This window comes from Clostridium vitabionis, from assembly GCF_015351765.1.
In the GTDB taxonomy this organism is placed as follows: Bacteria; Bacillota; Clostridia; order Lachnospirales; family Lachnospiraceae; genus Clostridium_R; species Clostridium_R vitabionis.
The window spans coordinates 1-26,444 of sequence record NZ_JADKQA010000007.1; the positions used below are offsets into that span (position 1 = coordinate 1).

At 49.5% G+C, this 26,444-nt stretch carries 22 protein-coding genes and 4 pseudogenes; all 26 read left to right on the top strand.

Features of this window, described 5'->3' with window-relative positions:
- Positions 1–1,265 (top strand): helix-turn-helix domain-containing protein (locus tag ISF27_RS11550; protein ID WP_207727446.1); only part of this gene is annotated, 1,265 nt, incomplete at its 5' end.
- Positions 1,216–2,034: a protein-ADP-ribose hydrolase gene (locus ISF27_RS11555; RefSeq protein ID WP_194611646.1), complete on the top strand. Its 819-nt coding sequence runs from the start codon at positions 1,216–1,218 to the stop codon at positions 2,032–2,034. The genes ISF27_RS11550 and ISF27_RS11555, both read left to right, overlap by 50 nt.
- A 133-nt stretch (positions 2,035–2,167) precedes the next feature.
- Positions 2,168–2,500, top strand: a complete 333-nt coding sequence (locus ISF27_RS11560) for a helix-turn-helix domain-containing protein (RefSeq protein ID WP_194611647.1) — start codon at positions 2,168–2,170, stop codon at positions 2,498–2,500.
- Between the two features lie 28 nt (positions 2,501–2,528).
- Entirely contained in the window at positions 2,529–2,822 is a 294-nt protein-coding gene (locus ISF27_RS11565) for a hypothetical protein (RefSeq protein WP_194611648.1), read from the top strand.
- Between the two features lie 163 nt (positions 2,823–2,985).
- Entirely contained in the window at positions 2,986–3,507 is a 522-nt protein-coding gene (locus tag ISF27_RS11570; protein WP_194611649.1) for a DUF6442 family protein, read from the top strand.
- 20 nt (positions 3,508–3,527) lie between these two features.
- Complete coding sequence (locus ISF27_RS11575) at positions 3,528–3,719, top strand: helix-turn-helix transcriptional regulator (RefSeq protein WP_194611699.1); 192 nt, start codon at positions 3,528–3,530, stop codon at positions 3,717–3,719.
- A 597-nt stretch (positions 3,720–4,316) separates the two neighbouring features.
- Positions 4,317–4,607 carry a hypothetical protein gene (locus ISF27_RS11580; RefSeq protein ID WP_194611650.1) on the top strand — a complete coding sequence of 97 codons (291 nt, stop codon included), beginning with the start codon at positions 4,317–4,319 and terminating at the stop codon, positions 4,605–4,607.
- Complete coding sequence (locus ISF27_RS11585; protein WP_194611651.1) at positions 4,588–4,839, top strand: hypothetical protein; 252 nt, start codon at positions 4,588–4,590, stop codon at positions 4,837–4,839. Before ISF27_RS11580 ends, ISF27_RS11585 begins: the two co-directional genes overlap by 20 nt.
- On the top strand, positions 4,836–5,033 hold the full coding sequence (locus tag ISF27_RS11590) for a hypothetical protein (RefSeq protein ID WP_194611652.1): 198 nt from the start codon (positions 4,836–4,838) through the stop codon (positions 5,031–5,033). Before ISF27_RS11585 ends, ISF27_RS11590 begins: the two co-directional genes overlap by 4 nt.
- Positions 5,034–5,104: 71 nt before the next feature.
- Positions 5,105–5,965, top strand: coding sequence for a DUF6017 domain-containing protein (locus tag ISF27_RS11595; protein ID WP_194611653.1), 861 nt, complete (start codon positions 5,105–5,107; stop codon positions 5,963–5,965).
- Between the two features lie 66 nt (positions 5,966–6,031).
- Positions 6,032–6,535 carry a PcfB family protein gene (locus ISF27_RS11600; protein WP_194611654.1) on the top strand — a complete coding sequence of 168 codons (504 nt, stop codon included), beginning with the start codon at positions 6,032–6,034 and terminating at the stop codon, positions 6,533–6,535.
- A pseudogene (locus ISF27_RS11605) lies at positions 6,532–7,284 on the top strand (type IV secretory system conjugative DNA transfer family protein); the annotation flags it as partial. The gene ISF27_RS11600 and the pseudogene ISF27_RS11605, both read left to right, overlap by 4 nt.
- Positions 7,285–7,974: 690 nt before the next feature.
- Positions 7,975–9,882: a group II intron reverse transcriptase/maturase gene (ltrA, locus tag ISF27_RS11610; protein WP_194611656.1), complete on the top strand. Its 1,908-nt coding sequence runs from the start codon at positions 7,975–7,977 to the stop codon at positions 9,880–9,882.
- Positions 9,883–10,017: 135 nt separating this feature from the next.
- Positions 10,018–11,067: pseudogene (locus tag ISF27_RS11615) on the top strand (VirD4-like conjugal transfer protein, CD1115 family); the annotation flags it as partial.
- 19 nt (positions 11,068–11,086) lie between these two features.
- A pseudogene (locus ISF27_RS11620) lies at positions 11,087–11,215 on the top strand (Maff2 family mobile element protein); the annotation flags it as partial.
- 724 nt (positions 11,216–11,939) lie between these two features.
- Entirely contained in the window at positions 11,940–13,823 is a 1,884-nt protein-coding gene (gene ltrA, locus ISF27_RS11625) for a group II intron reverse transcriptase/maturase (protein WP_194611658.1), read from the top strand.
- Positions 13,824–13,974: 151 nt separating this feature from the next.
- A pseudogene (locus tag ISF27_RS11630) lies at positions 13,975–14,073 on the top strand (Maff2 family mobile element protein); the annotation flags it as partial.
- Positions 14,074–14,134: 61 nt separating this feature from the next.
- On the top strand, positions 14,135–15,004 hold the full coding sequence (locus ISF27_RS11635) for a VirB6/TrbL-like conjugal transfer protein, CD1112 family (protein WP_194611659.1): 870 nt from the start codon (positions 14,135–14,137) through the stop codon (positions 15,002–15,004).
- A 22-nt stretch (positions 15,005–15,026) separates the two neighbouring features.
- Positions 15,027–15,452, top strand: coding sequence for a PrgI family protein (locus ISF27_RS11640; RefSeq protein ID WP_194611660.1), 426 nt, complete (start codon positions 15,027–15,029; stop codon positions 15,450–15,452).
- 43 nt (positions 15,453–15,495) lie between these two features.
- Entirely contained in the window at positions 15,496–17,847 is a 2,352-nt protein-coding gene (locus ISF27_RS11645; protein WP_235986383.1) for a VirB4-like conjugal transfer ATPase, CD1110 family, read from the top strand.
- Complete coding sequence (locus ISF27_RS11650) at positions 17,840–18,427, top strand: hypothetical protein (protein ID WP_194611662.1); 588 nt, start codon at positions 17,840–17,842, stop codon at positions 18,425–18,427. Before ISF27_RS11645 ends, ISF27_RS11650 begins: the two co-directional genes overlap by 8 nt.
- 31 nt (positions 18,428–18,458) lie before the next feature.
- Positions 18,459–20,744, top strand: coding sequence for a C40 family peptidase (locus ISF27_RS11655; RefSeq protein ID WP_235986381.1), 2,286 nt, complete (start codon positions 18,459–18,461; stop codon positions 20,742–20,744).
- 57 nt (positions 20,745–20,801) lie between these two features.
- Positions 20,802–21,059, top strand: coding sequence for a DUF4315 family protein (locus ISF27_RS11660; RefSeq protein WP_194611663.1), 258 nt, complete (start codon positions 20,802–20,804; stop codon positions 21,057–21,059).
- Positions 21,049–21,960 (top strand): DUF4366 domain-containing protein, encoded by a 912-nt coding sequence (locus tag ISF27_RS11665; RefSeq protein WP_194611664.1) that lies wholly within the window; start codon positions 21,049–21,051, stop codon positions 21,958–21,960. The genes ISF27_RS11660 and ISF27_RS11665 overlap by 11 nt, the downstream gene beginning before the upstream one ends.
- A 20-nt stretch (positions 21,961–21,980) precedes the next feature.
- Entirely contained in the window at positions 21,981–25,484 is a 3,504-nt protein-coding gene (locus ISF27_RS11670) for a VaFE repeat-containing surface-anchored protein (RefSeq protein ID WP_194611665.1), read from the top strand.
- Positions 25,481–26,323 carry a class B sortase gene (gene srtB / locus ISF27_RS11675; protein WP_194611666.1) on the top strand — a complete coding sequence of 281 codons (843 nt, stop codon included), beginning with the start codon at positions 25,481–25,483 and terminating at the stop codon, positions 26,321–26,323. Before ISF27_RS11670 ends, srtB begins: the two co-directional genes overlap by 4 nt.
- Positions 26,324–26,444 lie beyond the last annotated feature (121 nt).

Consider the following 26,444-nt stretch of genomic DNA (forward strand, 5'->3'; position numbering starts at 1 on the left):
AATGCTGCACTTGGCTGAATCACACAGGCATCATACAGAGAAGTGGCCTTAGTTTAATCAATTTTGCGACTCGGATGCCGGATCCTGATGAAAATGCTACTCCCCAGGAGAAGTTAAGGTATTATCGAATGGTCAGTGGTCTTAGTTATGAAGAGCTGGGATCACGTCTTGGAATGACATCTTTCGGAATTATTAATTTGGAATCCGGTTTTAATGACATCCAGTATGAGGATGCTCATAAGCTTGGAGAAGCTTTAAGCGTCGATCCAAAGGAGTTCCTGGATGAGTATTCGAATTTCTGCGGACCGGGATATGGAAAGCGTATAGCATCTATACGACATGCCATGGGACTTACGCAAGAGCAGTTAGCAGATAAGATGGGAGTTCTGCGATCTACAGTGAGTATCTGGGAATCTGAATTTGATAATCATCATCCTGCAAGGGAAATGTATGAACTGCTCAAGCAATATGCATCAGAGCATGGAATCGATATTATACAGCAGGTTGAGAACCAGGAAAAATATGTAGACGAGTACGAGAGATTCGTCGCACAGGATTGGGGAAAGAAGCTTCGACGGATCCGCCTGTGTTATGGTATGATTCCGTCAGATTTTGCTACGATTCTTGGATGTGAGGAACAGACCCTTACACATTGGGAACTTGAATGCTCAAAGCCGCTGAGAAGATACTTCGGGACAATCAAAAAACTGGCAGCAGATAAAAAAATCAATCTGGATAGCCTGAATAAAAATCCTGATCGATATACAAGTGACTTTGAGAATTTCATCGCCAGAGATTGCGGAAGAAAGATGAAGAGTATCCGCATGGCGTATGATATGACGCAGAGAGAATTCAGCCGGTTGATCGGATGCTGTGATGTGGCTGTATCTAAATGGGAGAATGGCTTGTGTACACCGGAACTTAAGTATTTCCGAACAATAGAGATGCTGGCAAGAAGGAAAAAGCTTACTATCCGTAAGTTAAATGAGAATCCGGATCTATGCGAAGATAACTTTGAAATCTTCTGCAGCTCAGCATATTGGAATATAATAATGATGCTCAGAAAAGAACTTGGACTCAGCCAAAAGGCTCTGGCCGAAGCTCTGTCAGTAAGTGTCAGTATCATAGGTTATTGGGAACACAAAAAAGTCATACCCGGAAGGGCATCTTACATAGCCTTAAAGACTTATGCTCTTCAGAAAGGAGTGGATATAGATGACGCAGCAAGAAAAAATCAAATATCTGATACAAGTACTTCAGAATGAAATGCCGGAGTATGCCAAGTACAGTATCCCGGAGGATGCGGCATCAAGATGGGAATTACTGAGAGCATTATTTAATGTAAGACCACCATACCCGGCATCTGAGGAGTTCCTTAAGATTCAGGATGAAGTTCTTACACAGATTGCGAAGGATAAAGGAATCACAAGGATTGAGACCCTACAACCTTCAAGAATAGATTCCAGGCTCTACGTATGGCAGGGAGACATTACAACTATTGAGGTAGATGCGGCGGTTAACGCTGCCAATAACCAAATGGAAGGCTGTTGGAAAATTGGACACACCTGCGTGGATAACAACTTTCACAGCTTCGCGGGTGTTCAAATGCGCTGTGAGTGTCATCGCCAGATGGAGGAACTGCGTAAACTACATGGACCGGACTATGTACAGCCGACAGCTGTTCCGATGATTACACCGGGATATAATCTGCCTGCTAAGAACGTCATTCACATTGTAGGACCAATTGTATATCCATTCCTGACACAGGAGCATCAAGATCAGTTGGCCGAGTGTTACAGAGCAAGTCTTCAGATGGCATCAGATAATCAATGTGAGTCGATTGCCTTTTGCTGCATCTCCACCGGTGTATTCATGTTCCCTCAGGACAAGGCCTGCGAGATAGCTGTTAAGACGGTAAGAGGGTGGCTGGATCAGCACCCGGATACGACAGTAAAGAAGGTCGTTTTTAATGTTTATAAAGACGAGGATCTGCGGCTGTATGATGCTCGACTGAATAAGAAAATCAGAATCTGATAACGTGCAATAGGACAGAGGATATAAGCTGATCCCTGCCCTATTTTTTGTCTTTGAAGTCGGAAATGCTGACATTGCTATTTTGCTGTGATATACTAAGATTGAAGTCAGAAATACTGCCATGGAGGAGATTATGGATCAGTTGATCGGATCAAGATTGCGGGAAGCGCGAAAAAATGCAGGGATGTTCCAGGCTGATGCAGCAGAAAAGATGGAGATGTCAAGACCAACTCTCAGCGCCATTGAGTCCGGGAAACGAACGGTGACCGCAGAGGAAATCATTCGTTTTGCGGAACTGTATCATGTGACATCCGAATATCTGTTGTATGGGATGGAAGAATCGAATCCACAGGTGCAGCGTCTCATGTCTTATTCCAGAATGTTTGCAGAACTTACTACAGACGAGCAGAAGCAGATAGTAAGCATGATGAAAAATATGAAAGACCAGAGATCATCGGATGACTGAATCTGAGTGAACGAAAGGAGGCAAGCGAATGTTTCTGTTAAAGATAATTGGGAAGCTTCTCCTGATCCCAGTACTGATTGTACTTTTTATTCTGAGTATTGCGGTTGCTGTTATCGGCGGAATCTACGGAGTGATCCATGGATTGTTCTGGGCGCTGATGATCTTTGCCGTGATTTTAGCTGCACTCTTCGGAATGTGGCCGCAGGCTATTGCGTTTGCCATCTTCATGGGACTGAGCCTGGTCGTGGTCCTAGCGCTTAAAGGTCTGACGGCTCTTCTTGGAGGAGCAATTGGAACGGTGGCCGCACTATTAACTGCATGAAAAGCTGGCTTCTTTGTTCTGCATCCGGCTATCAGTTGTTCCCCGGAATAATGACAAATATAATTGACAAAAAGTAACATGCGTGCTATCTTGTAAGTGTAAGGTATATTTTACAATATGTAATTGATATCAAACTTAAGCTTTTTACAGGAGGCAACATATTATGGACAGTTATTCTATAGGAATGATAATCGGCTTTTTGGCTGCACTTCTCATTGTTTTCCTTATTGCGACTCGTGACAGAAAGAAGAAACAAAGCCCTAGGTATGATGAGCGTCAGGAATCAATCCGTGGTTACGGGTATAAATATGCTTATCTGACGTTCGGACTTCTGTCAATCCTTTACATCATTTTATCAGCAGGAACAGAGATTAATATCAGCCCTCAGCTTGTGATGACGACGGTGTTATTAATTTCAGGGCTTGTGCTGGCAGGTTACACAATATTTCATGATTCTTACTGGGGTACGAAGCAGAAGAAATCAGCGGTGTCTATAATATGCTGGATCATCCTTCTCGTTGTTTTTCTTCTGCAGTCGATTGATAAAATATCGCACGGCCAGGTCATCTCAAACGGCTATGTCACATTTGTTGGCGGCCTGCCGATTGTGATAGCAGGTTTCTTTATAGTCTTTTTCATCATGCTCATTGCAAAACAGTTTATCGATAGTAAATGCAGAGAATGAGCAGGATAAGGGGTGCTGTTATGAAAAACCTGAGACTAAAATCGGCGAGAGCGGCTAAGGATTTGTCACAGCAGGAGCTGGCAGATATCTGCGGTGTTTCCCGTCAGACAATAAATGCAATCGAAAAAGGTGATTACAATCCGACAATAAAGCTCTGTATTGCTATATGTCATGCACTGGATAAGACCCTTGATGACCTCTTCTGGGAGTAAAAGAATTGAATACCGTCGTATATATGCTCCGAGCCAAGCAGCTGGGGTTGTCTGTCCATGCGAAGCCTGACCAGAAGGAGGGCTTTGTGATTGACATGATATTTGAAACGACTTCACACAACGTAAAGCCGGTCACATAAGTGGCCGGTTATTTTTTTACCATTCTTTCCCCGGATCCGGGGCATTTTCCATAGAAAGATCTTTTAAAAAATAAAAAAAGTTTCCGCGACCTGAGCGCCACCCGTCCACATCAAGTTAGTGAGAAGCGATACTGCTTCCCGCTGATCTTTGATAACTGAACAGTTCAGCACTCAGAAGTTCCGCACAGGAAGAGCGACATGCATTCCGCCGCCATGATCCGGATTGTTCCGGGGAGCGATAAACGGAGATGTGAAACGGATCAGCGGATCCGATCGCGATGATGGTCTCGTGATGAGAGGAGATTAACCTGTGCAGCATAATGATACTTCCGTAATTCGCGGCCCGGTCGGAAAGAAGGCGGGGAGGGGTAACGCCCTATGTTCTGAGTGTTCCCGATCCGTCCGGGGTGCGAGCGGCAAATAGGACAGAACAACGCATGAAGTTTACACATTAACAGTGAAAACTATGTGGCGGAATCATCAAAAGGTTCCGCCATATCCTTTTGCTGTTAAAGCAAAAATCCGGATGGCCTTTGTCCACACCACTGGCCGGAAGGAAATAACTGCAGACAAGGAATTTAGAAAGCGGGTATGGGAAATGAAATACATCGTTGGAATTTTAGCGGCTGTCTTTGTCTTCAACGCATTTATCCTGTGGGCGATGTGCGCTGCCGGGAAAAAAGAAGACATCTGGATGGAAGAAAAACTGAGGGAGATGGAGAAAAAGGATGGAAAAGAAGCAGAATAATCCTTCCGTGAGATATGCGGAGGACAAGCCGAAAGACTGCCGCTACTGTTACTGGTGGGGCAGCCTGAGTGGCGGATGTGAGCTGGGAGAGAAGAACTGTTATTACATTCTTCCCCCTGAGAAACACAAAAAGAAGAGCAGGTGCGACGGATGTTCCTATGGACGTGTGAACCCCTGCATTGGCTATTGCATGAAAGAGATCATGCACGGCAATAAGGAGGCCGGTAAATGAGCAGGGAGGATGATTGCCTTGCCGTTTACCGGTTTTTGATGTGCCAGACGCCTGGCGGCAGGGAGCTGAAGGACGATGCATTCTGCTACGGATGCCAGAATCACAGGCCTGACTGGAAGTACAGGTACTGTGTTCAGATAGAATGCCCTCACATGAAGGGCATGACAACATTCCGGGATAAATATTTGGAGTAAGGAGGGCTGAGGTAATGAAGACACAGTACAGAGCAATAATAGCGGCAGGCGGTGAAAGGAGGTGATGCATATTGGCTGTATTCCGCGTTGAGAAGAACAGAAATTATACGGTCATGTCGAATGTTCACCTGAGAGATCAGAACTTATCGCTGAAGGCAAAGGGACTCCTGTCATTGCTGCTGAGCCTTCCGGATGACTGGCATTACAGCATCCGGGGCCTGGCGAAGATATCAAAGGAAAGTCCGGACGGCATCAGTTCCGGATTAAAAGAGCTGGAAGCGGCAGGATATCTGACCAGAAGGCAGCTTCGTGGCGAGCGGGGGCGCATGGGCGAGACCGAATATACCATTTACGAGGAACCGAGAGCTCCGTGTCAGGATTCACCGTGTACGGAAAATCCGGTCACGGTAAAACCGTATACGGCTTCTCCGTGTACGGACGGACCGTGTTCGGAAAGTCCTGTACAAATAAATACTGAGAAAGCAAATACAGACAGATCAAATACGAATAAGAATAAGTATCCATTCCATTCTTATCAGGAAGCGGCGCAAGAAACCGCCGATGAGATGGGAAAGGAAAGAAAGGCATACAGAGATCTGATCAGGGAGAATATCTCCTACGACGCTCTGATCACGGATGGACTCCGCAAGGAGGACATTGATGAGATCGTGGAGATCCTGGTCGACACCGTATGTTCAACGAAGCCCTTCCTCGTGGTGGGCGGTGATAAGAAACCGGCGCAGGTGGTGAAATCACAGCTTTTGAAGCTGGACTGCGAGCATATCCGCTTTGTCATGGCCTGCATGAAGGAGAATACGACAAAGATCCGGAACATCCGGCAGTACCTTCTGACCACGCTCTACAATGCACCGGTGACAATCAGCAATTACTACGGGGCTCTCGTCAACCATGATCTGTATGGAGGCAATTAACCAAAGCAGGGAAAACGGCATCAGCTGCGCTCCCTGCTTTCTTTGGCTTAGGGAAGGAGGGATGCGATGCAGGACGAGGTCAATGAAAAAACGGTTGTTCTGGTCATCAATACCGGCAAGAAAGGACTTCATCTGACGGCGTCCATGCTGAGAGCTGCCATACGGAAGTATCTGCAGCATCTGGAAAAACAGAAGCAGATCGCAGAGAAAAATGCGGAGCGTCTGCCGGAAGGCCGACAGACCATGAAAGATCTGATGCGGCATAACGCCAGACTCACCAATATCGAGGTGACGGACCGCAATATCAGGGATTTTGAGAAGACGGCCAGAAAGTACAACATCGATTTTGCGCTGAAAAAGGATAAGGCCGCAGAGAAACCGAGGTATCTGGTCTTCTTTAAAGCCAGGGATGTGGATGTCATGACGGCTGCCTTTAAGGAATATTCCGCAAGGACAGTCCTGAAGCAGAAGAAACCTTCGGTGATGAAGAAATTGTATCTGTACCGGCAGAAGGTCAATCAGAGACAGAGAGAAAAGACCAGGGAACGGGATCGGGGGCAGGAACGATGAAAGGAGACAAAAAGAAACACCTGATTATGTGCCTGCCCTACATCTTTGTCTGGTATCTGGCCGATAAGATCGGCTGGCTCTTCCGGATTGCAGAGGGTGACAGGGCCGGGGAAAAGATGGTTTATGCATTTCTGCACTTCGGCGAGGCGTTCGTCGGGAAGCTTCCGAGCTTTCATCCGCTGGATGTGCTGGCAGGCATTACAGGGGCGCTGATTGTGCGGGGGATTGTCTGTTACCGCAGCAAAAATGCAAAGAAGTACCGGCAGGGTATGGAATACGGTTCTGCCCGATGGGGAAATGCGGCGGATATTAAGCCGTTTATGGATCCGGATCCGGAAAACAACATCATCCTGACCCAGACGGAGAGCCTGACCATGAGCAGTCGGCCGAAGAACCCTAAGTACGCGAGAAACAAGAATATTGTAGTGATCGGCGGCTCGGGATCGGGCAAGACGAGGTTCTTCGTCAAGCCCAACCTCATGCAGTGTTACAGCAGGGATTACCCGGTCAGCTTTGTGGTCACGGATCCCAAGGGAACGCTTCTGGTTGAGACGGGAAGGATGCTGGAGCATGCCGGCTACGAGATCCGTTCGCTGAATACGATTAATTTCAAAAAGTCCAGTCATTATAACCCGTTCATGTACATCCGCTCCGAGAAGGACATCCTGAAGCTGGTAAACACCATCATCGCCAATACCAAAGGCGAGGGAGACAAGTCCGGCGAAGATTTCTGGGTGAGTGCGACTCGTTCGCAGGCGGTAAAAAGTCTGCGCACGGGCAACGGTTTTCCGTTGTTCGGAGAACTGATAGTTTGATAGGTGGAATGACGGGGTAACGCCCTGAAACGCCTACCCTTGATGGGCGTGCATTAGCTGTAATGGCTTTTGTACGAAGCCCCATGACAAAGGCTGAGAGTAACCGTAACCACTGCCAAAAGTGGTCGAAATCGGTCTGGCGGCAGACTGTGTTACCTATAGGCCGAGGGTCTATAAGATACCTATGGTTAGAATGTTCGCTTTGGCGGGCGGACTGACGAACCTGCGAATGTACAGGTCTAAAAGAAGACCACGCAGAAATGCGTGGGTGCGTTAAAGCGCAGTCGGTGTGGTTCAGTAGAAATTTGCCCTACGAACGACCATGCTGTGTTATAGGCACAGGCAAGCCGACAGGTCTATAGCAGGAACCTAAGGGTATGTATGTACAGATAGAACTATCGGAACGAGGAAAGGCAGCAGATTCCGCAAGGAATAGTCTGACGAAGAACAATAAGCAGACGAACTGCTGCTGAAAAGCAGTGGTCGAACCTATGATGTGCTTGCGTTATGTGAGCTACGGAGGAATGGCCACAAGTCGGTTGAGATAAACAGGCATTATTCAATCCAACATAAGGATTCGAGTAAGACCAAAAGGGTCACTTTCGTAAAAGGAGGTGATGCCTTATGCCAAAGAAAAGCAAAAATCTATGTGTAGACGATTTACGGCACGCCGAGTATTACGGTATGCAGCCAGTTTTTGATGAACTCTATCGCCGAAGTCTGGACGGAGACAACTTTACCGACCTTATGGATATAATCCTAAGCCGGGATAACATTCTACTGGCATATCGGAACATCAAAGCAAACGGAGGAAGCTACACAGCAGGAACAGACAACAGAAACATCAGTGACATCGGGTGTTTACCGCCCGAAACAGTTGTGGAGAAAGTGAGGTTTATTGTCACAGGAAGTCAGCATGGATACCGACCCAAACCGGTCAGGCGTAAAGACATTCCGAAGCCAAACGGCAAGACCCGCCCGTTGGGTATTCCCTGTATCTGGGACAGGCTGGTACAGCAATGTATCAAGCAGGTCATGGAGCCTATCTGCGAAGCGAAATTCAGCGACAACAGCTACGGCTTTCGCCCTAACCGCTCCGTAGAACACGCCATGCAGAGAACCTATACCATGCTCCAGCGAATGAATCTGCATTATGTGATTGAGTTTGATATAAAGGGCTTTTTCGATAATGTAAATCACAGTAAGCTGGTGCGGCAGATATGGGCTTTGGGAATACACGACAAACAGTTGATTTTTATTATCAAGCGGATTCTGAAAGCACCGATTAGAATGCCAGACGGCACTACCCTCATTCCAGACAAAGGCACACCGCAAGGTGGTATCATTTCACCGCTACTTGCGAATATCGTGCTGAATGAACTGGATAACTGGGTAGAGAGCCAATGGCAGAACCACCCTCTTGTAAAGGAATACGGGTATGAGAGGAAAATCAGAAACTCGATTACTTTTGACCGGAGCAAGGCATTTCTCAAAATGAGGAAAACGGGACTGAAAGAAATGTACATCGTGAGATATGCAGATGACTTCAGAATCTTCTGTCGGAATAAAGAGGACGCTTTGAGAACAAAAGAAGCTGTAACAGCGTGGATAACTGAGAGGCTAAGGCTTGAAGTATCGCCAGAGAAAACAAGGATAGTCAATGTCAGAAAGCGCTATTCAGAGTTTCTCGGATTCAAGATACGGGTCAGACCAAAAAGCGGTAGGTACGCTGTGCAATCTCATATCTGTGACAAAAAGTTGGAACTGGAAAGGCAGAAGCTGGTGGAACAAGCGAAGCGGATTGCCAGACCGTCCAAAGGAAAAAGACCTTTAGACGAGATAAGGCTGTTCAATTCAATGGTTCTGGGAATACAGAATTATTTTCAGCTCGCTACCTGTATCAGTATTGATTGCAGAAAAATCCACAGGCAGGTCATGACAGTTTTAACCAACCGGCTCAATACAGAAACCGGGTGCAAACTTGTTCGAGAAGGCGGTGCAATGACCGAGAGCGAAAAGGAGCGGTTCGGTAAGTCGGCAATGGTGCGATATGTATCAGGAATCGACCAACCTATCTACCCTATCGCATATATCAAGAACAAGATACCGATGGCAAAGAAAACAGCGGTATGCAGTTACACGGCCGACGGACGGACATTGATACACACAAACCTAAGCCTGAACTCATTTGTTCTGGCAGGTTTGAGAAATCAATCGTCTATGGGTCGAAGCACAGAACTCACAGACAGCAGGATTTCATTATTCTCTGCTCAACGTGGAAAATGTGCACTAAGTGGAGAACTCTTTGAAAATGCGGCTGACATCGTATGCTGGCTGAAAACTCCGGCAGAATTTGGCGGCAAGGAACGCTATCAAAACATGATTTTGTTCCACCGGAGATTCCTTCCGCTTCTGCAAAGACGCCCGATGAATGAGCTGAAAGCGATAGCTAATACTCTCAAAACAACAAAGGAACTGATGTTAAAAGTGAACAGTCTGCGTGAGCGGGCTGGTTTGTCCGCAATAGAATAATAGTATTTCATTTGGAGATTGATTAAATGCTTGTGAAAACAATCGATGGAACGCCGGATGCGGTGAAAGTCGCACGTCCGGTGTGAAGTGGGGGAAAATCCGGCGATAACCTCAAAGGATTACCTATCACTATAGGCGGAGAAACTCTATTACCAGGCTCTGATCGGCTATATCTGGTATGAAGCGCCTGACGAGGAAAAGAATTTTTCCACGCTTCTGGAGATGATCAATGCTTCCGAAGCCAGAGAGGACGATGAAACTTTTAAAAATGCGGTGGACCTGATGTTTGAGGAACTGGAGGAGAGAGAGCCGGGTCATTTCGCGGTCAGGCAGTACAAGAAATACAAGCTTGCGGCGGGAAAAACGGCCAAATCGATCCTTATTTCCTGCGGTGCCAGACTGGCGCCTTTTGACATCAAAGAGCTGCGGGAACTGATGCGTTATGACGAGCTGGAGCTGGATCTTTTGGGAGACCGAAAGACGGCTCTTTTTGTCATTATCAGCGACACGGATGACACGTTCAATTTTGTGGTCAGCATCATGTACACCCAGCTGTTCAATCTGCTCTGCGACAGGGCGGATGACCGCTACGGCGGCAGGCTGCCGGTGCATGTGCGATGTCTTTTGGACGAATTTGCCAATATCGGGCAGATTCCTAAGTTTGACAAGCTGATTGCCACGATCCGAAGCCGGGAGATTTCGGCGGCGATCATTCTCCAGTCCCAGTCTCAGCTGAAGGCGATCTACAAGGACAGTGCGGATACCATTCTCGGCAACTGCGACAGCACTATTTTTCTGGGAGGAAAAGAGACGACCACGCTCAAAGAAATGTCGGAGATGCTGGGCAAAGAAACCATCGATATGTACAACACCTCAGATACCAGAGGCACCAGCAGAAGCTACGGAATCAATTACCAGAAGACCGGAAAGGACCTGATGAGCAGGGACGAACTGGCGGTCATGGATGGCGGCAAATGCATCCTGCAGCTGAGGGGCGTCCGTCCTTTCTTGAGCGACAAGTATGACATCACAAAACACAGGAGGTACAAGCAGCTCTCGGATAGTGACAAGCGTCTGGCTTTTGATATCGAGCGGTACATGAAGCACCGGCTCGTGGTGAAAGAATCGGACCGGGTGGAACCCTTTGAGGTGGAGCTGACAGAGGAAGAACTAAAAGACGAGTAAAAAGAAGGAGGAAAACATTATGGCATTTTTCAGCAGCGCAGTAAATGTACTGCAGACTCTCGTTGTCGCACTCGGTGCCGGTCTCGGCATCTGGGGTGTTATCAACCTGATGGAGGGGTATGGCAACGATAATCGTGCGACACGTTCGTAAGTGAAAAGCTTGCGCACAAAGTCGAAGGGCACTGACCCGAAAACTTTGGAGAACTGATATTCCGATTGGTGAAATGAGGGAGTAACGCCCTGAAGCGCCTACCTAATACTCCGAATGGCAGGAAACCATGCAACAGGTTTCCCCAAAAGATGTTATAGAGCTCGGTGAAGTCGGCAGAGAGCAGTCGTAAGTATGGTTTTCAGACGATACACGAAAGCTGTCCAGCGGTGGATGGTGCTGCCTATATGCCGGGGTTCGGTTACCCATGGTCAGGATGATAGAGATATCTGACGAATTTCTGAATGTACGAGTCTAAACGTTGATACTGTCGAAAGGCAGTACACCTTTTACGGTGGTATCCGTGGATAAGTAAGACTGGTTGTTATGAAAGTCCATGCATCGTTACAGGCGGTGCGGTTATGCATGACCGGATACAGGCTTAGAGGAAAGACCTAAAGGTATCCAATGATAGGAATATCGGAACGTGGAAAGCTGGGAACATGGAGGCTGTTGCAGACCGATGAAGTGGTGGATGGGAATACCTTCGCGAGAGGGCAATAACCATTCTTTATTCCAGTGAGAGCAGTGGCATGGTACCTATGAAGCCGTGAACAAGTAAGCGGTGGAGGGACGGCCACAAGTCGAATTCAGTAAAAATCATAAAATACACAACAAACACAGCTTCGAGTATGACAAAGAAAATCCAAACCGGAAGGAGAGGATGCCTGTGCCCACTTCGGAGCAGCAAGAAAGGAAAAGTAAACAGAGAAAAATCCGCAATTCAGAGTATTACGACATGGAGTCAACCTTTGACCGTCTGTATGCCGAAAGCAAAAATGGAAAAACCTTCAATCATCTGATGGAAATCATTGAGAGCGAGGAAAACATCAAGCTGGCTTATCGGACGATCAAAAAGAATACAGGAAGTAATACGGCTGGTGTGGATAAGCGGACGATAAAAAGCCTCATGAAATTAAGTGAGGAAGAATACGTCCGCCGGATACGAAATCAATTCAGCAACTATCACCCGCGCCCCGTAAGGCGTGTGGAGATACCAAAGCCCAATGGAAAGATGAGACCGCTGGGAATCCCCACGATCATAGACCGCATTGTCCAACAGTGCGTTCTACAGGTCATGGAGCCGATCTGTGAAGCAAAATTCAGTGAGAATTCAAACGGGTTCCGCCCGAATCGCTCAGCTGAAACAGCGATTGCACAGTGTATGCGGCTGGTGCAGGTACAGCACCTGTATCATGTCGTTGATCTTGACATCAAAGGATTCTTCGACAACATCAACCATACAAAACTGATTCGTCAGATTTGGGCATTGGGAATCCGTGACAAAAAGCTGATATGCATCATTAAGGAAATGCTGAAAGCGCCGGTCATTATGCCAAACGGTGAAAAGGTCTATCCGACCAAGGGAACACCACAGGGCGGAATCCTGTCACCGCTACTTGCAAATATCGTATTGAATGAACTGGACTGGTGGGTTGCTTCCCAATGGGAAGAAATGCCGACCAAAACAGAATTCAAGATAAGAGAAAATGCGAGTGGCACAAAGATCAAGAGCCATTCTTACAGAGCTTTGCGCAGAAGCAGACTGAAAGAAATGCACGCGGTCAGATACGCAGATGATTTCAAAATCTTCTGTTCCTCTCACGAGGATGCCGTCAGAGCCTATAAAGCTACAGAATTATGGCTGAAGGACAGACTGGGGCTGGATATCAGTCCTGATAAGTCCAAGGTCGTGAACCTGAAACGGCAGTATTCTGAATTTCTCGGATTCAAGCTGAAAGTTCGTAAAAAGGGCAGGAAATATGTCATTCGGTCTCATATGAGCGATAAGGCGTACAAAAAGGCGCATGAAAAGTTATCCGAAGAAGTGAAGAAGCTGGCTCATTCGTCAGAAGAAGCACAGTTCATGCAGTTACAGAAATACAATTCTGTCGTTGCAGGACTTCACGAATACTACTGTATTGCTACAGAAGTATCTCATGACTTCGGAAAGCTTGCCTTCAGTATTAACAAACAGCTCAGAAACAGGCTGAAAGGCGATCTGTCCAAAACAGGATATCTCAAGGATGGGTTTATCAAGCGGAAATATGGAGAAAGCAGACAGCTGAGATTTCTTCACAAGCGGCCTGTGGTTCCGGTGGGATTTGCACAGCCCAAGAACGCCCAGCACAAACGCAAGGCGGTCAAAAAGTATACGGTGGAAGGTCGTGAGTTGATTCATAAGAATCTTCAAATTGACACAGAAACAATGCTTTGGGTGATGCGTAATCCTGTCCGGGGTCGATCTATAGAGTATGCGGATAACAGGATTTCACTGTATGCGGCGCAGTACGGCAAATGTGCTGTCACTGGGGAGCCAATGGCTCCTCATGACATCCACTGTCACCATAAACTTCCTGTCAGCAAAGGTGGAACCGATGAATATGCCAACCTGATTTTGATTAAGAAGGATGTGCATACCATAATCCATGCAACACAAGACCCAACAGTCGAGAGACTCCTGAAATTCCTTAATCTTGAACAAAAGCAACTTGTAAAACTTAATAAGCTTCGTGCATTGGCAGAAATGCCACCCATTATTCTTTGAATGAAATGCTGTAACGAAGTGTGTAAGTTGTGTGCTTCAGGTCCCAAAACTACTGAATTCGATGGAACGCCGTGTGCGGCGAAAGCCGCACGCACGGTGTGGAGCGGGGGAAAATCCTGTGATAATTTCAAGGGATTACCTATCGCTATCCGGCGCGAAGAGCCAGGGAATGAAACAACTGATGGCAGGAGGCGGCGTCGCCCTGATCGGAACGACTCTGGTTCCTCTGCTTTCCGGACTGTTCAGTTGAAGGAAGGGGAAGCCGTCACCTTACGGACTGCCGGTACGAAAGAGAACAGGAGGAGCAGTGATTGTTTGATTTATTCGACAAGATCGAGGAGGCCATCCGCGATCTTCTGATGAACTTTGTATCGAGCAATCTGACTACCATGTTCACCGATGTCAATGAAAAGACCGGATCGATCGCATCACAGGTCGGCCAGACGCCGCAGAGCTGGAACGGGAGCATTTTCGACATGATCCATTCCCTCTCCGATACCGTGATGGTTCCGATCGCCGGTCTCATTATTACGTTTGTGCTCTGTTACGAGCTGATTACGATGATCACGGACCGCAACAATCTCCACGATGTAGACACCTGGATGTTTTTCAAGTGGTTTTTCAAGGCCTTTGTTGCGGTCTATCTTGTGACCCACACCTTCGATATTGTCATGGCGGTCTTTGACGTCGGGCAGCACCTGGTCAATGCGGCCGCGGGGGTGATCGGAGCGGAAACGGCGATCGATATCACAACAACCATCGCGGAATTTCAGACGCAGATGGAGACGATGGAACTCGGGGAACTGCTGGCATTGGCCCTGGAGACGGGGCTTATCTCGCTGTGTATGAAGATTATATCGGTACTCATCACCGTCGTCCTATACGGACGAATGATTGAAATTTATTTGTACTCATCTGTCGCACCTGTCCCGTTCGCGACCATGACGAACCGGGAGTGGGGACAGATCGGAAACAACTATGCAAGAGGGCTGATCGCTCTGGGGTTCCAGGGATTTTTTATCATGGTGATCGTGGGCATTTACTGCGTGCTGGTGCAGGCAATGACGGTTGCAGCTGATATTCATTCGGCGCTGTTTTCCATTGCCGCCTATACGGTCATCCTGTGTTTTGCCCTCTTTAAAACAGGATCCATCAGCAAGTTGATTTTTAACGCGCACTGATGGGAGAAAGGAAGTGAAAACCATGGCATACGTACAGGTCCCGAAGGATCTGACAAAAGTCAAAAACAAGGTCATGTTCAACCTGACAAAGCGGCAGCTGATCTGCTTTGCTCTGGCAGGAGCAGTGGGGGCGCCCTTTTACCTGCTGACCAGGCGGATGCTGGGCTCCACCATGGCAGCATCGCTGATGGTTGTCCTGGTCCTTCCGTTCTTTCTGTTTGCCATGTATGAGAAGGACGGAAGACCCTTGGAGAAGATCCTGATGATGATGTTCCGCCAGAGCGTGCAGCGTCCGGGCATCCGGACATATCAGACGGACAACTTCTACAAAAAGGTCCAGGAGGAAATTTACGAGAAGGAGGTACTGGGGATTGGCGAAAAAGAAAGCCGCAAAGCCGGCAGGAAAGCGTCCGGCAGGAGCAGACGCGAAAACACACGTAAGAAATAAACAGGAGACGGGGTCTATCCTGTCCGGCGAACAGAAAAAAAGACTGGTAAAGCAGAAGCTGAAGGAAAAGAAGGCGCGGAAGGTGCCGCACAGCGCGCAGGATTCTATTGCCTATCAGGAAATGTTCCGTGATGGGATCTGCCGTGTGGATGACAGGCATTACACCAAGTCCATTGCCTTTGGAGACATCAACTATCAGCTGGCGCAGAACGAGGACAAGACAGCTGCCTTTGAGTACTGGTGTGATTTTTATAACTACTTTGATTCCAGCATCTCTCTGCAGATCACCTGCATGAGCCAGTATGCCAACGTGGCGGAGATGACAGAGGCCATCGATATTCCGCTGGCGGGAGATGCCTTTGATCCGGTCAGAAAGGAATATGCCGGAATCTTAAAGACGCAGCTGGCCAGGGGCAATAACGGTCTCATTCGAAGGAAATATGTGACCTTCGGCATCGAGGCGGACAGTGTCAGAAGTGCCAAGCCGAAGCTGGAGCGGATCGAGACGGACATCATGAATAATCTGAAGGCCATGGGTGTGGCGGCCAGACCGCTTTCCGGGTATGAGAGACTGAAAGTCCTCTATCAGGCCATGAATGAGGAAAGCCATGATCCCTTTCTTTTTAACTATGACATGGTGGCAGAGACCGGCCTTGGCACGAAGGATTTCATTGCGCCGACGAGCTTTGACTTTCGGGATGCCCGCTATTTTCGTATGGGCAGAACCATCGGAGCGGTATCCTTCCTGCAGATTCTGGCGCCGGAGCTCTCGGACAAGATGCTGGCGGACTTTCTTGATATGGATAATTCCCTGATCGTCAACCTGCATGTACAGAGTATCAACCAGGCGAAGGCCATCCGCCAGATCAAGGGAAAAATCACCGATCTGGACAAAATGAAGATCGAGGAGCAGAAGAAGGCAGTCCGTTCCGGTTACGACATGGATGTGCTGCCGTCGGATCTGGTTACTTACGGGGAAGAGGCCAAGAGGCTTCTGGAAGATCTGCAGAGCAGAAATGAGCGGCTATTCCTTGTGACGGTACTGATCCTGAACACAGAGAAAACGAAGCAGAAGCTGGATAACATTATTTTTCAGACTGCCGGCATTGCGCAGAAATACAATTGCGCGCTGAAACGTCTTGATTACCAGCAGGAACAGGGACTCATGAGCAGCCTGCCCATCGGCGTCAACCAGATCGATATCCAGAGAGGCCTGACAACCTCCGCGACTGCGATCTTTGTACCTTTTACTACAGAAGAACTCTTTCAGGGAGGAGAAGCCCTGTATTACGGCATTAACGCCATCAGCAACAACATGATCATGGCGGACAGAAAGCAGCTGAAAAACCCCAACGGCCTGATTCTCGGGACGCCGGGCTCCGGCAAGTCCTTTTCCGCCAAGCGGGAGATGACCAATGCCTTCCTGATCACCAATGATGACATCGTGATCTGTGATCCGGAGGGGGAGTACTCGCCGCTCGTCCATATGCTGCAGGGACAGGTCATCCATATCTCGCCCAACAGTAAGCAGTATGTGAATCCTATGGACATCAACCTCAATTATTCCGAGGATGAAAACCCGATCAGCCTGAAAGCGGATTTTATTCTGTCGCTCTGTGAGCTGATCGTGGGCAGCAAGACCGGCCTTGAGCCGGTGGAGAAGACCATCATTGACCGCTGTGTCCGTCTGGTCTACCGGGATTATCTGGAGCATCCGGATCCGGCCAACATGCCGGTCATGGAGGACCTGTATACGTGCATCCTGGATCAGGCGGAAAAGGAGGCGAGGCGGATTGCTACTGCCCTTGAGATCTACGTCAAAGGATCCTTGAACGTTTTTAACCACCGGACCAATGTGGACATCAGCAACCGTCTGGTCTGCTTTGATATCAGGAAGCTTGGCAAGCAGCTGAAGAAAATCGGCATGCTGGTTGTGCAGGACCAGGTCTGGAACCGCGTCACCATCAACCGCGCGGAACATAAGGCCACCCGGTACTATATGGACGAGTTTCATCTGCTCTTAAAGGATGAGCAGACAGCAGCCTATTCCGTAGAGATCTGGAAGCGGTTCCGCAAGTGGGGAGGCATTCCGACGGGTATCACCCAGAACGTCAAGGACCTTCTGGCCTCCCGGGAGATCGAGAACATTTTTGAGAACTCCGATTTTATTTATATGCTGAACCAGGCAGGCGGCGACCGCCAGATCCTGGCTAAACAGCTCAACATCAGTCCTCACCAGCTTTCGTTCGTGACAAACAGCAACGAAGGGGAAGGACTTCTTTTTTACGGGAATACGATCATTCCGTTCAAGGATCATTTCCCGAAAGATACCACACTGTACCGCATCATGACAACAAAACCGAACGAGACGGAAGGAGGACAGGGAATTGAATAAGGAAAGGAACAGAGAAGCTGCGAAGATGCCGGCCATGATTATGGTGCCGGAACCCAGGCTGAAACAGCTCGTGGTCAGCATGACCAGACTGGCAGAAATGCATCTGGGACTGATCGAACTGTATGAGGAGGAGAGCCGCCTAAAGAAACAGCACAAGCCGTACCTCTACTTACGAGAACATGCGGATCAGGTCTGCGAGAATGATAAAAAGGCAGTGGAATCCATTTTACATACGGTGCTGGATTTTGATGATATGGCAGAAGAAAAGACGAATCAGGAACCCGATCCGGAAGAATGTCATGACGGTGGCCGCCATGGCAACAGCGAAACATATTTCATGGATAACTTCAATCTTCCCGGAGAACTGGTCCTGATGACAACCGGCACGCTGGGGACCATGCAGGATGATATGCTGCAGCTGACAGACGCACTTGACTACATGGTCGCGCTCTTACGCTCCGGCGTTGCAGGAATTCCGATCCGGAAGGCAGATGCGGAAGAAGCCGTAAAGAGAGGCGAGGTCCTTTCGGAAGAGGTCTTCAAACGCTGGGATGACGCAGAAATCATTGCGCTGGGATAAGCACTGCACATCAGAAGGGAGGTGATGAGCCATGCATGATGATCAGAAGCTGGCGGCAAGGGAAAAGGTTGTTCAGAAGATGACCAGAGATGGCATGGTAGAGCAGAACCTTGCCGATAGGAGCACCCGCAGAGTATCCGGACGCATCGAGGACGCGGTCCTGAAAAAGGAAACGGAAAGAGAAGAAATCATCGAAGCTGCTTCCGTGGACCGTGCGAGGAAGAAACGAAGAGCACAGAGGATCCGTGACGCGGATACAGTGAAGGAGCCGGCATCAAAGGGAGCAGAGAAAGATCCGGCAGAAGCTTCTGCTCAGCTGGAAGAAAATGCCGATGCGCATTCCGCGCAGGAAGCCGGAAATAGCGGCCCGATTCAGGAGCAGTCCGTCAGAAGCCGGAGTTTGGAAGATGAGGATCCGGTAAGGCATGCTGCTGCAAAACGAAAGAAGCGGAATAAGAAACGCCTGTATGAGGAGGCAGGAAAAAGAAAGAAATCCAGGCTGGCTTTTGGTGATGAACAGAAGCTGAAGATGCCAGTCGGAACGGGAAGTGTATCTGCCGGAGCGGCTGCAGTATCCGGTCAGATCCGCCAGCGCATGGAAAGCAATGAGGATGACAACACAGCACTTCAGGCTGCCGCCTCCGCTGAGAAGGTTACGGAAAAAACGGCGGGCAGATTTAATGGAGCAGCCGGTCACGGCTACAAAAACAGCAGACAGAGCGCATACCGGCTGGAAAAATCAGAAGTACAAAAGACACATCGTCTCCTGTTTGACCGCATGCCGGAGGATGCAAAAGCAGAGACAAAAAACTTTGTGAAGAGCCAGCAGAAGAAACGCCGGAAGAGAGGTTATGCTGCCGGTTGGTGGGCGGCAAGGGCAGAAGGGGCGGCTTCGGTTAAGGCTGCTTCTGGATCCACTTCCTCAGTCGGATCCTCACTGACAGCCAGGTTAAAAAACAGCGTAAAGAGTTTTGGCAAACGCCACAAAGGGGTCCTGGCCGTATTGATCTGCCTGGGATTGGGAGCGGTGCTTATCGCATCCACCGTTGCCACTATGGGATCCATGATTTCTGTGGCCGGAGATGCCATCGTGGAGACGACCTATCTGGCGGCCGATGATGAAATGCTGGCGGTGGAAGCGCACTACAAGGAGCTGGAAGCTGCTCTGCAGAGGCAGATTGATGGCATTGAGACAGCCTATCCCGGTTATGACGAGTACCGGTATCAGATCGATGAAATCTATCACAATCCATACCAGCTGATCTCGTATTTTACAACGAAGTATGGCGCCTTTACCTATGACCAGGTAAAGGACGAGGTGGAAGAAATCTTCCGGGAACAGTACGGACTCAATATTACCGGTGAGAAGGCGACGGTAACGGAGACAAAGGAAGTCGGTGTCGGTGAATCCCTGGGTTCTGTGGTGACAAGCGGTTACTGCAACTGCCCGATCTGCTGCGGCGTATGGTCCGGCGGACCGACCGCCAGCGGGGTATATCCGACGGCAAACCATACAATCGCGGTGGACGCATCCAACCCGTTTGTACCCATGGGGACGAAGGTCATCATGAACGGTGTGGAATACACGGTAGAGGATACCGGCGCGTTTGCCAGATATGGCGTGCAGTTTGATGTTTATTATGACAGCCATGCCGCCGCATCAGCCCATGGGCATCAGACCTGGGAAGCGTATCTGGCCGATGATAATTCATCCAAAACCGTGGAAGTGACCACGACCCGGAAGATCCGGCGCTTAAGTACCGTGATGACAGGAAACAGCCTGGATCAGATCTTACGGGCAAGAATGAACGAGGATCAGATTCAGCAGTATGAGCTCTACAATGCCACCTACGGCAACCGTCAGGACCTGTTTGATGTGGCAGCACTTCAGATTCCGGATGGCATGTCCTATGAGATTCCGCCGGAGGCACTGAGCGATGAGCGCTTTAAAAGGATGATCACCGAGGCTGAAAAGTACCTTGGATATCCTTATGTCTGGGGCGGCGCAAGCCCGTCCACCAGTTTTGACTGCTCGGGATTTGTATCTTGGGTCATCAATCACAGCGGAAACGGATGGAATTACGGAAGGCTGACTGCTGAGGGGCTGCGGAATGCCTGCACCTATGTACCGCCATCTGAGGCAAAACCAGGTGATCTGATCTTTTTCCAGGGAACCTACGATACGGCCGGAGCCAGCCATGTGGGCATTTATGTCGGAAACGGTATGATGATCCACTGCGGAAATCCTATCCAATACGCATCCATTGAAACCAGTTACTGGCAGCAGCATTTCTACTGCTTTGGACGTCTTCCCTGATACAGGGAGGGCGTTTTTTAGCAGAGATGCGGCTGCTTTTTTGAAGGAGGAAGAAAGTTGAATCGGAAAATTGCAAAGGTCCGTGAGGACATCCGCAAGGCGGAGGCCAGGGCCAGAGAAGCGGAGGAGTATGTAAAAACGCTCCGGGCAAAGGAACGTCAGCTGGAGGATGAAGAAATCATCGCCCGGATCCGCGCCATGCAGGGGAAAGGCACAGACATTATGGATGTGCTCCGTGATGTACAGAACAGAAACCGGTCCGGCAGCGAGCCGGAAACAGAAGGGACAAGAGGAGGGACGCAGCATGATCTCTAAGAAACTGAAACTGGGAGGAGCAGCACTTGCTCTTTCTGTGGCGCTGCTTGCGGGAAGCAGTATGAGCGCCTATGCGAATGTGCCGGATGACGTGAATACGGCAGGCACGAATGAGACCGCGCAGAGTGTATCTTCTGAAAGTGCAGATAAAAATACAACTGAAAGCACGACGGAAAGCGCAGCTAAATCAGATGCGGAAAGCACCGCAGCATCCGTCGAATCGGATCAAAACAAAGCGGAAGGAAGGGTTACCGGAACTGCGTCCCAGACTTCGGACAGTGAATCCGATGACGGCGTACTGACTCCTTCCGGCAATATGAGCCTTGTCGATAACGTGAAGGAAGAGGACAAGGAAAATCTGGATTTCATGACCGTGACCAGTAAGGACGGCCACGTCTTCTATATCGTCATCGACCACAGCAGCAATGCGGAGAACGTCTATTTCCTGAACCAGGTGGATGAGTCTGATCTGATGGCGCTTATGACGGATGATGAAAAGAAGGCCATCGAGGAAACGGCTGACACAGAGAAAGAAACCGGGGAGGCTGTGACACCTTCGGTAAAGACGGATTCTGCAGAGACGGATACGGATCAGGCGGAAACAGAGAATAAAAAGAACGAAGTCCGCAGCGCCATGGATAATAACCTGATTATGGGCGCAGTCTTTGGTGTGATCGGCCTTGTGCTGATCGGGGCCTATTACTTCCTGAAGATCCGGCCTAAAAAGAAGGGAGCTTCCATCGAAGACGATCTGGAGTTCTACGATGATGAGGAGTATGAGAACGAAGATGAGGCGGATGCGGAGCCTGCGTTCGAAGAGGAAGAAGAGGAAACCAGACAGAAACCGGATCAGGAGGATGTGTCTTCAGAGGAGGATCCGGAGAAGGGAGCGCGTGAATGAGCGTAAAACTGAAACGAAGCATGAGTTTTGTACTGGCGCTGCTGCTTTGTGCGGCAGCGTTTTTTACGGTCCTGCCGGCGAAGGCATTCGCTGCAGGGAACACCGTGGAATTTGAGCCAGGATACAGTATTCCTTACGGCAATTATTCGACAACAAAGATGTCGATCGACGGAGGAACAGGAATTGCCTATTGTGCGGAGCCCTATAAGAAGACACCGATGGCAGGAACGCACAGCTTTGAATACCTGGGAACGGATTCGCCGCTCAGGAAGGCCCTCTATTATCTGCAGGGCGGTCCCGGTTATGAGCAGATCCACGGCGCTTACCTCTCGGACTGGAGTGAGGACAATGCCTACGTCATCGGGCATCTGGTCGTATCCTTTATCAATGACGGGTATTCCACAGCCGGAGATGCTTTTTACGGCGCACCCGAGAACTATAAGAACAAAGCGATCGAGGTGGCCAATGCCATCCGGGGCCTGGCGGATCCGTCTGATGATTTCAAGGCCTTTATCGTAGCGGGAAACGGCGGCGCGCAGGCCATGGTCGGCACATGGTTCCAGCGCTATGGATGGATTGAACTGAACAAGAAATCCGCAGATCCCTCCGTCACGGATGGAAACGGCAGCTATTCTCTCAGGGGTGCAAAGTACGGCATCTATTCCGGGGATACGCTGGTGGAGACGCTTGTGACAGATGACAACGGGTATGCCAAATCCGGCCAGCTGAAAACCGGAAACTACACAGTCAGGGAGATCAGTCCTTCCGCCGGTTACCAGATCGACACGGCGGGCTACGATGTTGAAGTAAGTGCGGACGTGGGAACCAAAGTGACATCTGCGGAGCAGCCGTCTCTTGGCTGGCTGGAAATGACGAAGTCCACGGCGGACGCGAAGATCACGGACCAGAATGAGAATTATTCCCTGGAAGGCGCTGAGTATCAACTGTTTCGGGGAGATGTTCTTGTCGCAACCCTTGTAACGGACGCGAACGGTTACGCAAAAGCTGAGAATCTTCCGCTGGGCGAATACATGCTGAAGGAGTCGAAGAAATCGAAAGGCTACAAGCTGGATCTGGAAGCGCACGGCGTAACGGTCACCGCAGATGCCGGAGCGAAGGCGGACGTGACCGAAGTACCCCAGAGCGGATGGATCGAGCTGAAGAAGTCCACTGCCAATCCGAATGTCAGTGAAGGAAACGGAAATTATTCCCTGAAAGGTGCCGAGTACGGTGTCTTTATGGGAGAGCGACAGGTGGCAACCCTTGTAACCGATGAAAACGGTTATGCGAAGTCTGAAGCAATTGGAATCGGTGATTACACGGTTAAGGAGCTGAACGCTTCCGCAGGGTATGCCATTGATATGGAAGGCCATAACGTGACCGTGACGAATGATCAGACATCCACCGTAGAGGTGCAGGAAGTTCCGCAGAATTATCTGACGGACATCCTTGTGCAGAAGACCGATAAGGAGACCGGAAAGGCAGAGCCGCAGGGCGCTGCAAGTCTTGCGGATGCCGAGTTCACCGTAAAGTACTACGAAGAAGTCAGTGACACAGATCCGGCAGCAGATGGAAAAGAAGCCGTCCGGACCTGGATCCTGAAGACCGATGACAAGGCGCAGGCAAAGCTTGACGCAGAGCATCTGGTATCCGGAGACGCATTTTATACTGATACAAAGGGAAATAACTGCCTGCCGATCGGCACCATTACCATTCAGGAGACCAAGGCACCGGAAGGCTATTTTGCTGATGAGGAGACCTTTGTGATGAAGCTGGCAGAAGACGGCGGAAATGAGACTATTGCAACAGTTAACACCAGCACGGCTCCCGAGCAGGTCTATCGCGGCGATCTGGAATTTGTGAAGGTATCCGACGGAGACCTGGCAAGACTGGCAGGCGTTCCCTTCACCATCACCTCAAAGGCCACAGGCGAAAGTCACACCATCGTCACGGATGAGAACGGCTATGTAAACACAGCATCTTCCTGGGTAAAACATACGGCCAATACGAACGCCGGGAAGACTTCTGCAGACGGCATCTGGTTCGGTACATCTGATCCCGATGACTCCAAAGGGGCTCTGCCCTACGACACCTACGTGATTGAGGAGCAGAGATGCGAGGCCAACAAGGGCATGGATCTTCTGAAGATCGAAGTCAGCATCCACAGAGACAGCGTGACCGTTCAGATGGGTACGCTGACGGATGACCGCATCGAGATCGGAACGACTGCACTTGACGAGGCTTCCGGCACACACTACGCGAAGCCGGAGAAGGAAGTGACCATTGTGGATACCGTATCCTACGAGGGGCTGAAGAAGGGGCAGGAGTACAGGCTTGCAGGCAAGCTCATGGATCAGGCAACCGGTGAAGTCCTGAAGGATGCAGATGGCAGGGAGGTTACGGCCGAGACCACCTTTAAGGCAAAGAAGAGCAAAGGCACGGCAGAGGTGAAATTCACTTTTGACGCTTCCTCTATGGCCGGAAAATCCACCGTTGTGTTCGAGGATCTCTATTATGGCGATCTGCTTCTGACCACGCACGCGGATCTGGAGGATCAGGATCAGACGGTCCACTTCCCAGAGATCGGGACAACCGCGGCCAATGACAAGACCGGGGATCACACGGCTCTTGCGGAAAAGAAAGTTACCCTGACGGACCTTGTTTCCTACAAGGGACTGGTTCCGGGAGAGACTTACACCGTCACCGGCACGCTGATGGACAAGGAGACCGGCAGGGCGGTAACTGTCGATGGCGATACGGTCATGGCCAGGACAGAATTTACCCCTGAGAAATCCGAGGGGACGGTAGAACTGCATTTTACTTTTGATGGAAGCAGCCTTGCAGGAAAGACTGTCGTTGCCTTTGAATCTGTCAAGACAGAGGATAAGGAGATCGCAGTCCATGCAGATCTGGAAGATAAAGAACAGACTATTTATTTCCCAGGCATCCACACCACGGCTAAGGACAAAGCGGACAATGATCAGGAAGTTGAAGCGGACAGCGATGTCACGATCATCGATACCGTCTCCTACAGCAATCTGACCGCTGGTGAGACCTATCATGTAACCGGGACCCTGATGGATCAGGAAACCGGCAAGGCAATTCAGAAGGACGGCAAAGACGTCACTGCAGAATCCGAGTTCACCGCGGAGAAGGCGGAAGGAACTGTCGATGTGGAATTCACCTTTAACACAAAGGATCTTGGAGGCCACAGCGTCGTCGTTTTTGAGGAAATGACGGATGCGAAGACCGGAGCGGTCATTGCCGAGCACAAGGATTTGAAGGATAAGGATCAGACCATCACCGTCAGGGAAAAGCCGGAGACACCGGAGCAGCCGACATCTCCTTCCGGCGATACGCCAAAGAGCGATTCCCCGAAGGGAACAACGGTGACATCCGACAGTCCGAAGACCGGAGATGACTCGCATATGATCCTGTGGGCAGTCATTGCGGGAGGCACGCTTCTTGCAGGCGCTGGCCTTGCAGGCAGCCAGATCCGCAGACGAAAGAAGAAAAACGGATGAAACATCTGAAAACCACGGCCATTGTGCTTCTGACAGTCATCTGCCTGGGCACGGCGGCATTTTTTATCTGGAAGATCGCGGATCAGGCCATGGAATATAAGAGAGGAGATGATGTCTATGAGCGGATGATCGAACAGGCAGAAGACAAGGGGGATCCGGGTGAAAGTCCGGACTCCTCCGGCCCTGTTGGATCAGAGAGACCTGCAGACCCTGTAAAATCAGAACAGTCAGACGAAACTTCCGGAGACCTGCCATCTGAAGGAGAGGACAGTATGCCGGATATTAACTTTGATTCTTTGGGAGAGATCAGCGGAAATATCAGAGCCTGGCTTTATCTGCCGGATACGGTCATCAATTATCCGGTCGCCCAGGCGGAGAATAACAGCTATTACCTCTATCATCTGGCAGACGGAAGCCGAAATGCCAACGGCTGTCTTTTCATCGACTGCAAAAATAGAGATGATTTTTCTGATCCCAATACCATTATCTATGGTCATCACATGAACAGCGGGAAGATGTTCGCCTCCCTGGTAAAGTACGCGGATCAGTCCTATTACGAAAAACATCCGGTCTTCTGCCTGGCAACGAAACAGGGAAAATACAGGCTGGAAATCTTCTCCGCATATACCACGACGTATGACTCTCCCGCTTATACCCTGAAATTTGCGACAGAGAAGGAGCACGCGGACTGGCTGCAGGAGATTCGGGAAAAATCAGCTATTCATACACCGGTTGCCGTGACAGAAAACGACAGAATCGTGACCCTGTCCACCTGTGCCTACAGCTTTCATAATGCCAGGTTTGTGGTTCATGCGAAGCTCGTGCCGATTGATGAATGATACATAATACAGCAAAATGAGGGGAGGTGATGCCCTTGGGCACCGGCAATTGAATATAAGAAATACAGAAACTGCAGGGAATCACTCTATGCAGTTTTTTAATGCAGAGAGGAGCATAAGA

Excerpts from the sequence above, each read along its gene's own strand:
- ISF27_RS11555 (WP_194611646.1), top strand. The coding sequence starts at position 1,216 with ATGACGCAGCAAGAAAAAATCAAATATCTGATACAAGTACTTCAGAAT.
- ISF27_RS11560 (WP_194611647.1), top strand. The coding sequence starts at position 2,168 with ATGGATCAGTTGATCGGATCAAGATTGCGGGAAGCGCGAAAAAATGCA.
- ISF27_RS11565 (WP_194611648.1), top strand. The coding sequence starts at position 2,529 with ATGTTTCTGTTAAAGATAATTGGGAAGCTTCTCCTGATCCCAGTACTG.
- ISF27_RS11570 (WP_194611649.1), top strand. The coding sequence starts at position 2,986 with ATGGACAGTTATTCTATAGGAATGATAATCGGCTTTTTGGCTGCACTT.
- ISF27_RS11575 (WP_194611699.1), top strand. The coding sequence starts at position 3,528 with ATGAAAAACCTGAGACTAAAATCGGCGAGAGCGGCTAAGGATTTGTCA.
- ISF27_RS11585 (WP_194611651.1), top strand. The coding sequence starts at position 4,588 with ATGGAAAAGAAGCAGAATAATCCTTCCGTGAGATATGCGGAGGACAAG.
- ISF27_RS11590 (WP_194611652.1), top strand. The coding sequence starts at position 4,836 with ATGAGCAGGGAGGATGATTGCCTTGCCGTTTACCGGTTTTTGATGTGC.
- ISF27_RS11600 (WP_194611654.1), top strand. The coding sequence starts at position 6,032 with ATGCAGGACGAGGTCAATGAAAAAACGGTTGTTCTGGTCATCAATACC.
- ltrA (WP_194611656.1), top strand. The coding sequence starts at position 7,975 with ATGCCAAAGAAAAGCAAAAATCTATGTGTAGACGATTTACGGCACGCC.
- ltrA (WP_194611658.1), top strand. The coding sequence starts at position 11,940 with ATGCCTGTGCCCACTTCGGAGCAGCAAGAAAGGAAAAGTAAACAGAGA.
- ISF27_RS11640 (WP_194611660.1), top strand. The coding sequence starts at position 15,027 with ATGGCATACGTACAGGTCCCGAAGGATCTGACAAAAGTCAAAAACAAG.
- ISF27_RS11655 (WP_235986381.1), top strand. The coding sequence starts at position 18,459 with ATGCATGATGATCAGAAGCTGGCGGCAAGGGAAAAGGTTGTTCAGAAG.
- ISF27_RS11665 (WP_194611664.1), top strand. The coding sequence starts at position 21,049 with ATGATCTCTAAGAAACTGAAACTGGGAGGAGCAGCACTTGCTCTTTCT.
- ISF27_RS11670 (WP_194611665.1), top strand. The coding sequence starts at position 21,981 with ATGAGTTTTGTACTGGCGCTGCTGCTTTGTGCGGCAGCGTTTTTTACG.
- srtB (WP_194611666.1), top strand. The coding sequence starts at position 25,481 with ATGAAACATCTGAAAACCACGGCCATTGTGCTTCTGACAGTCATCTGC.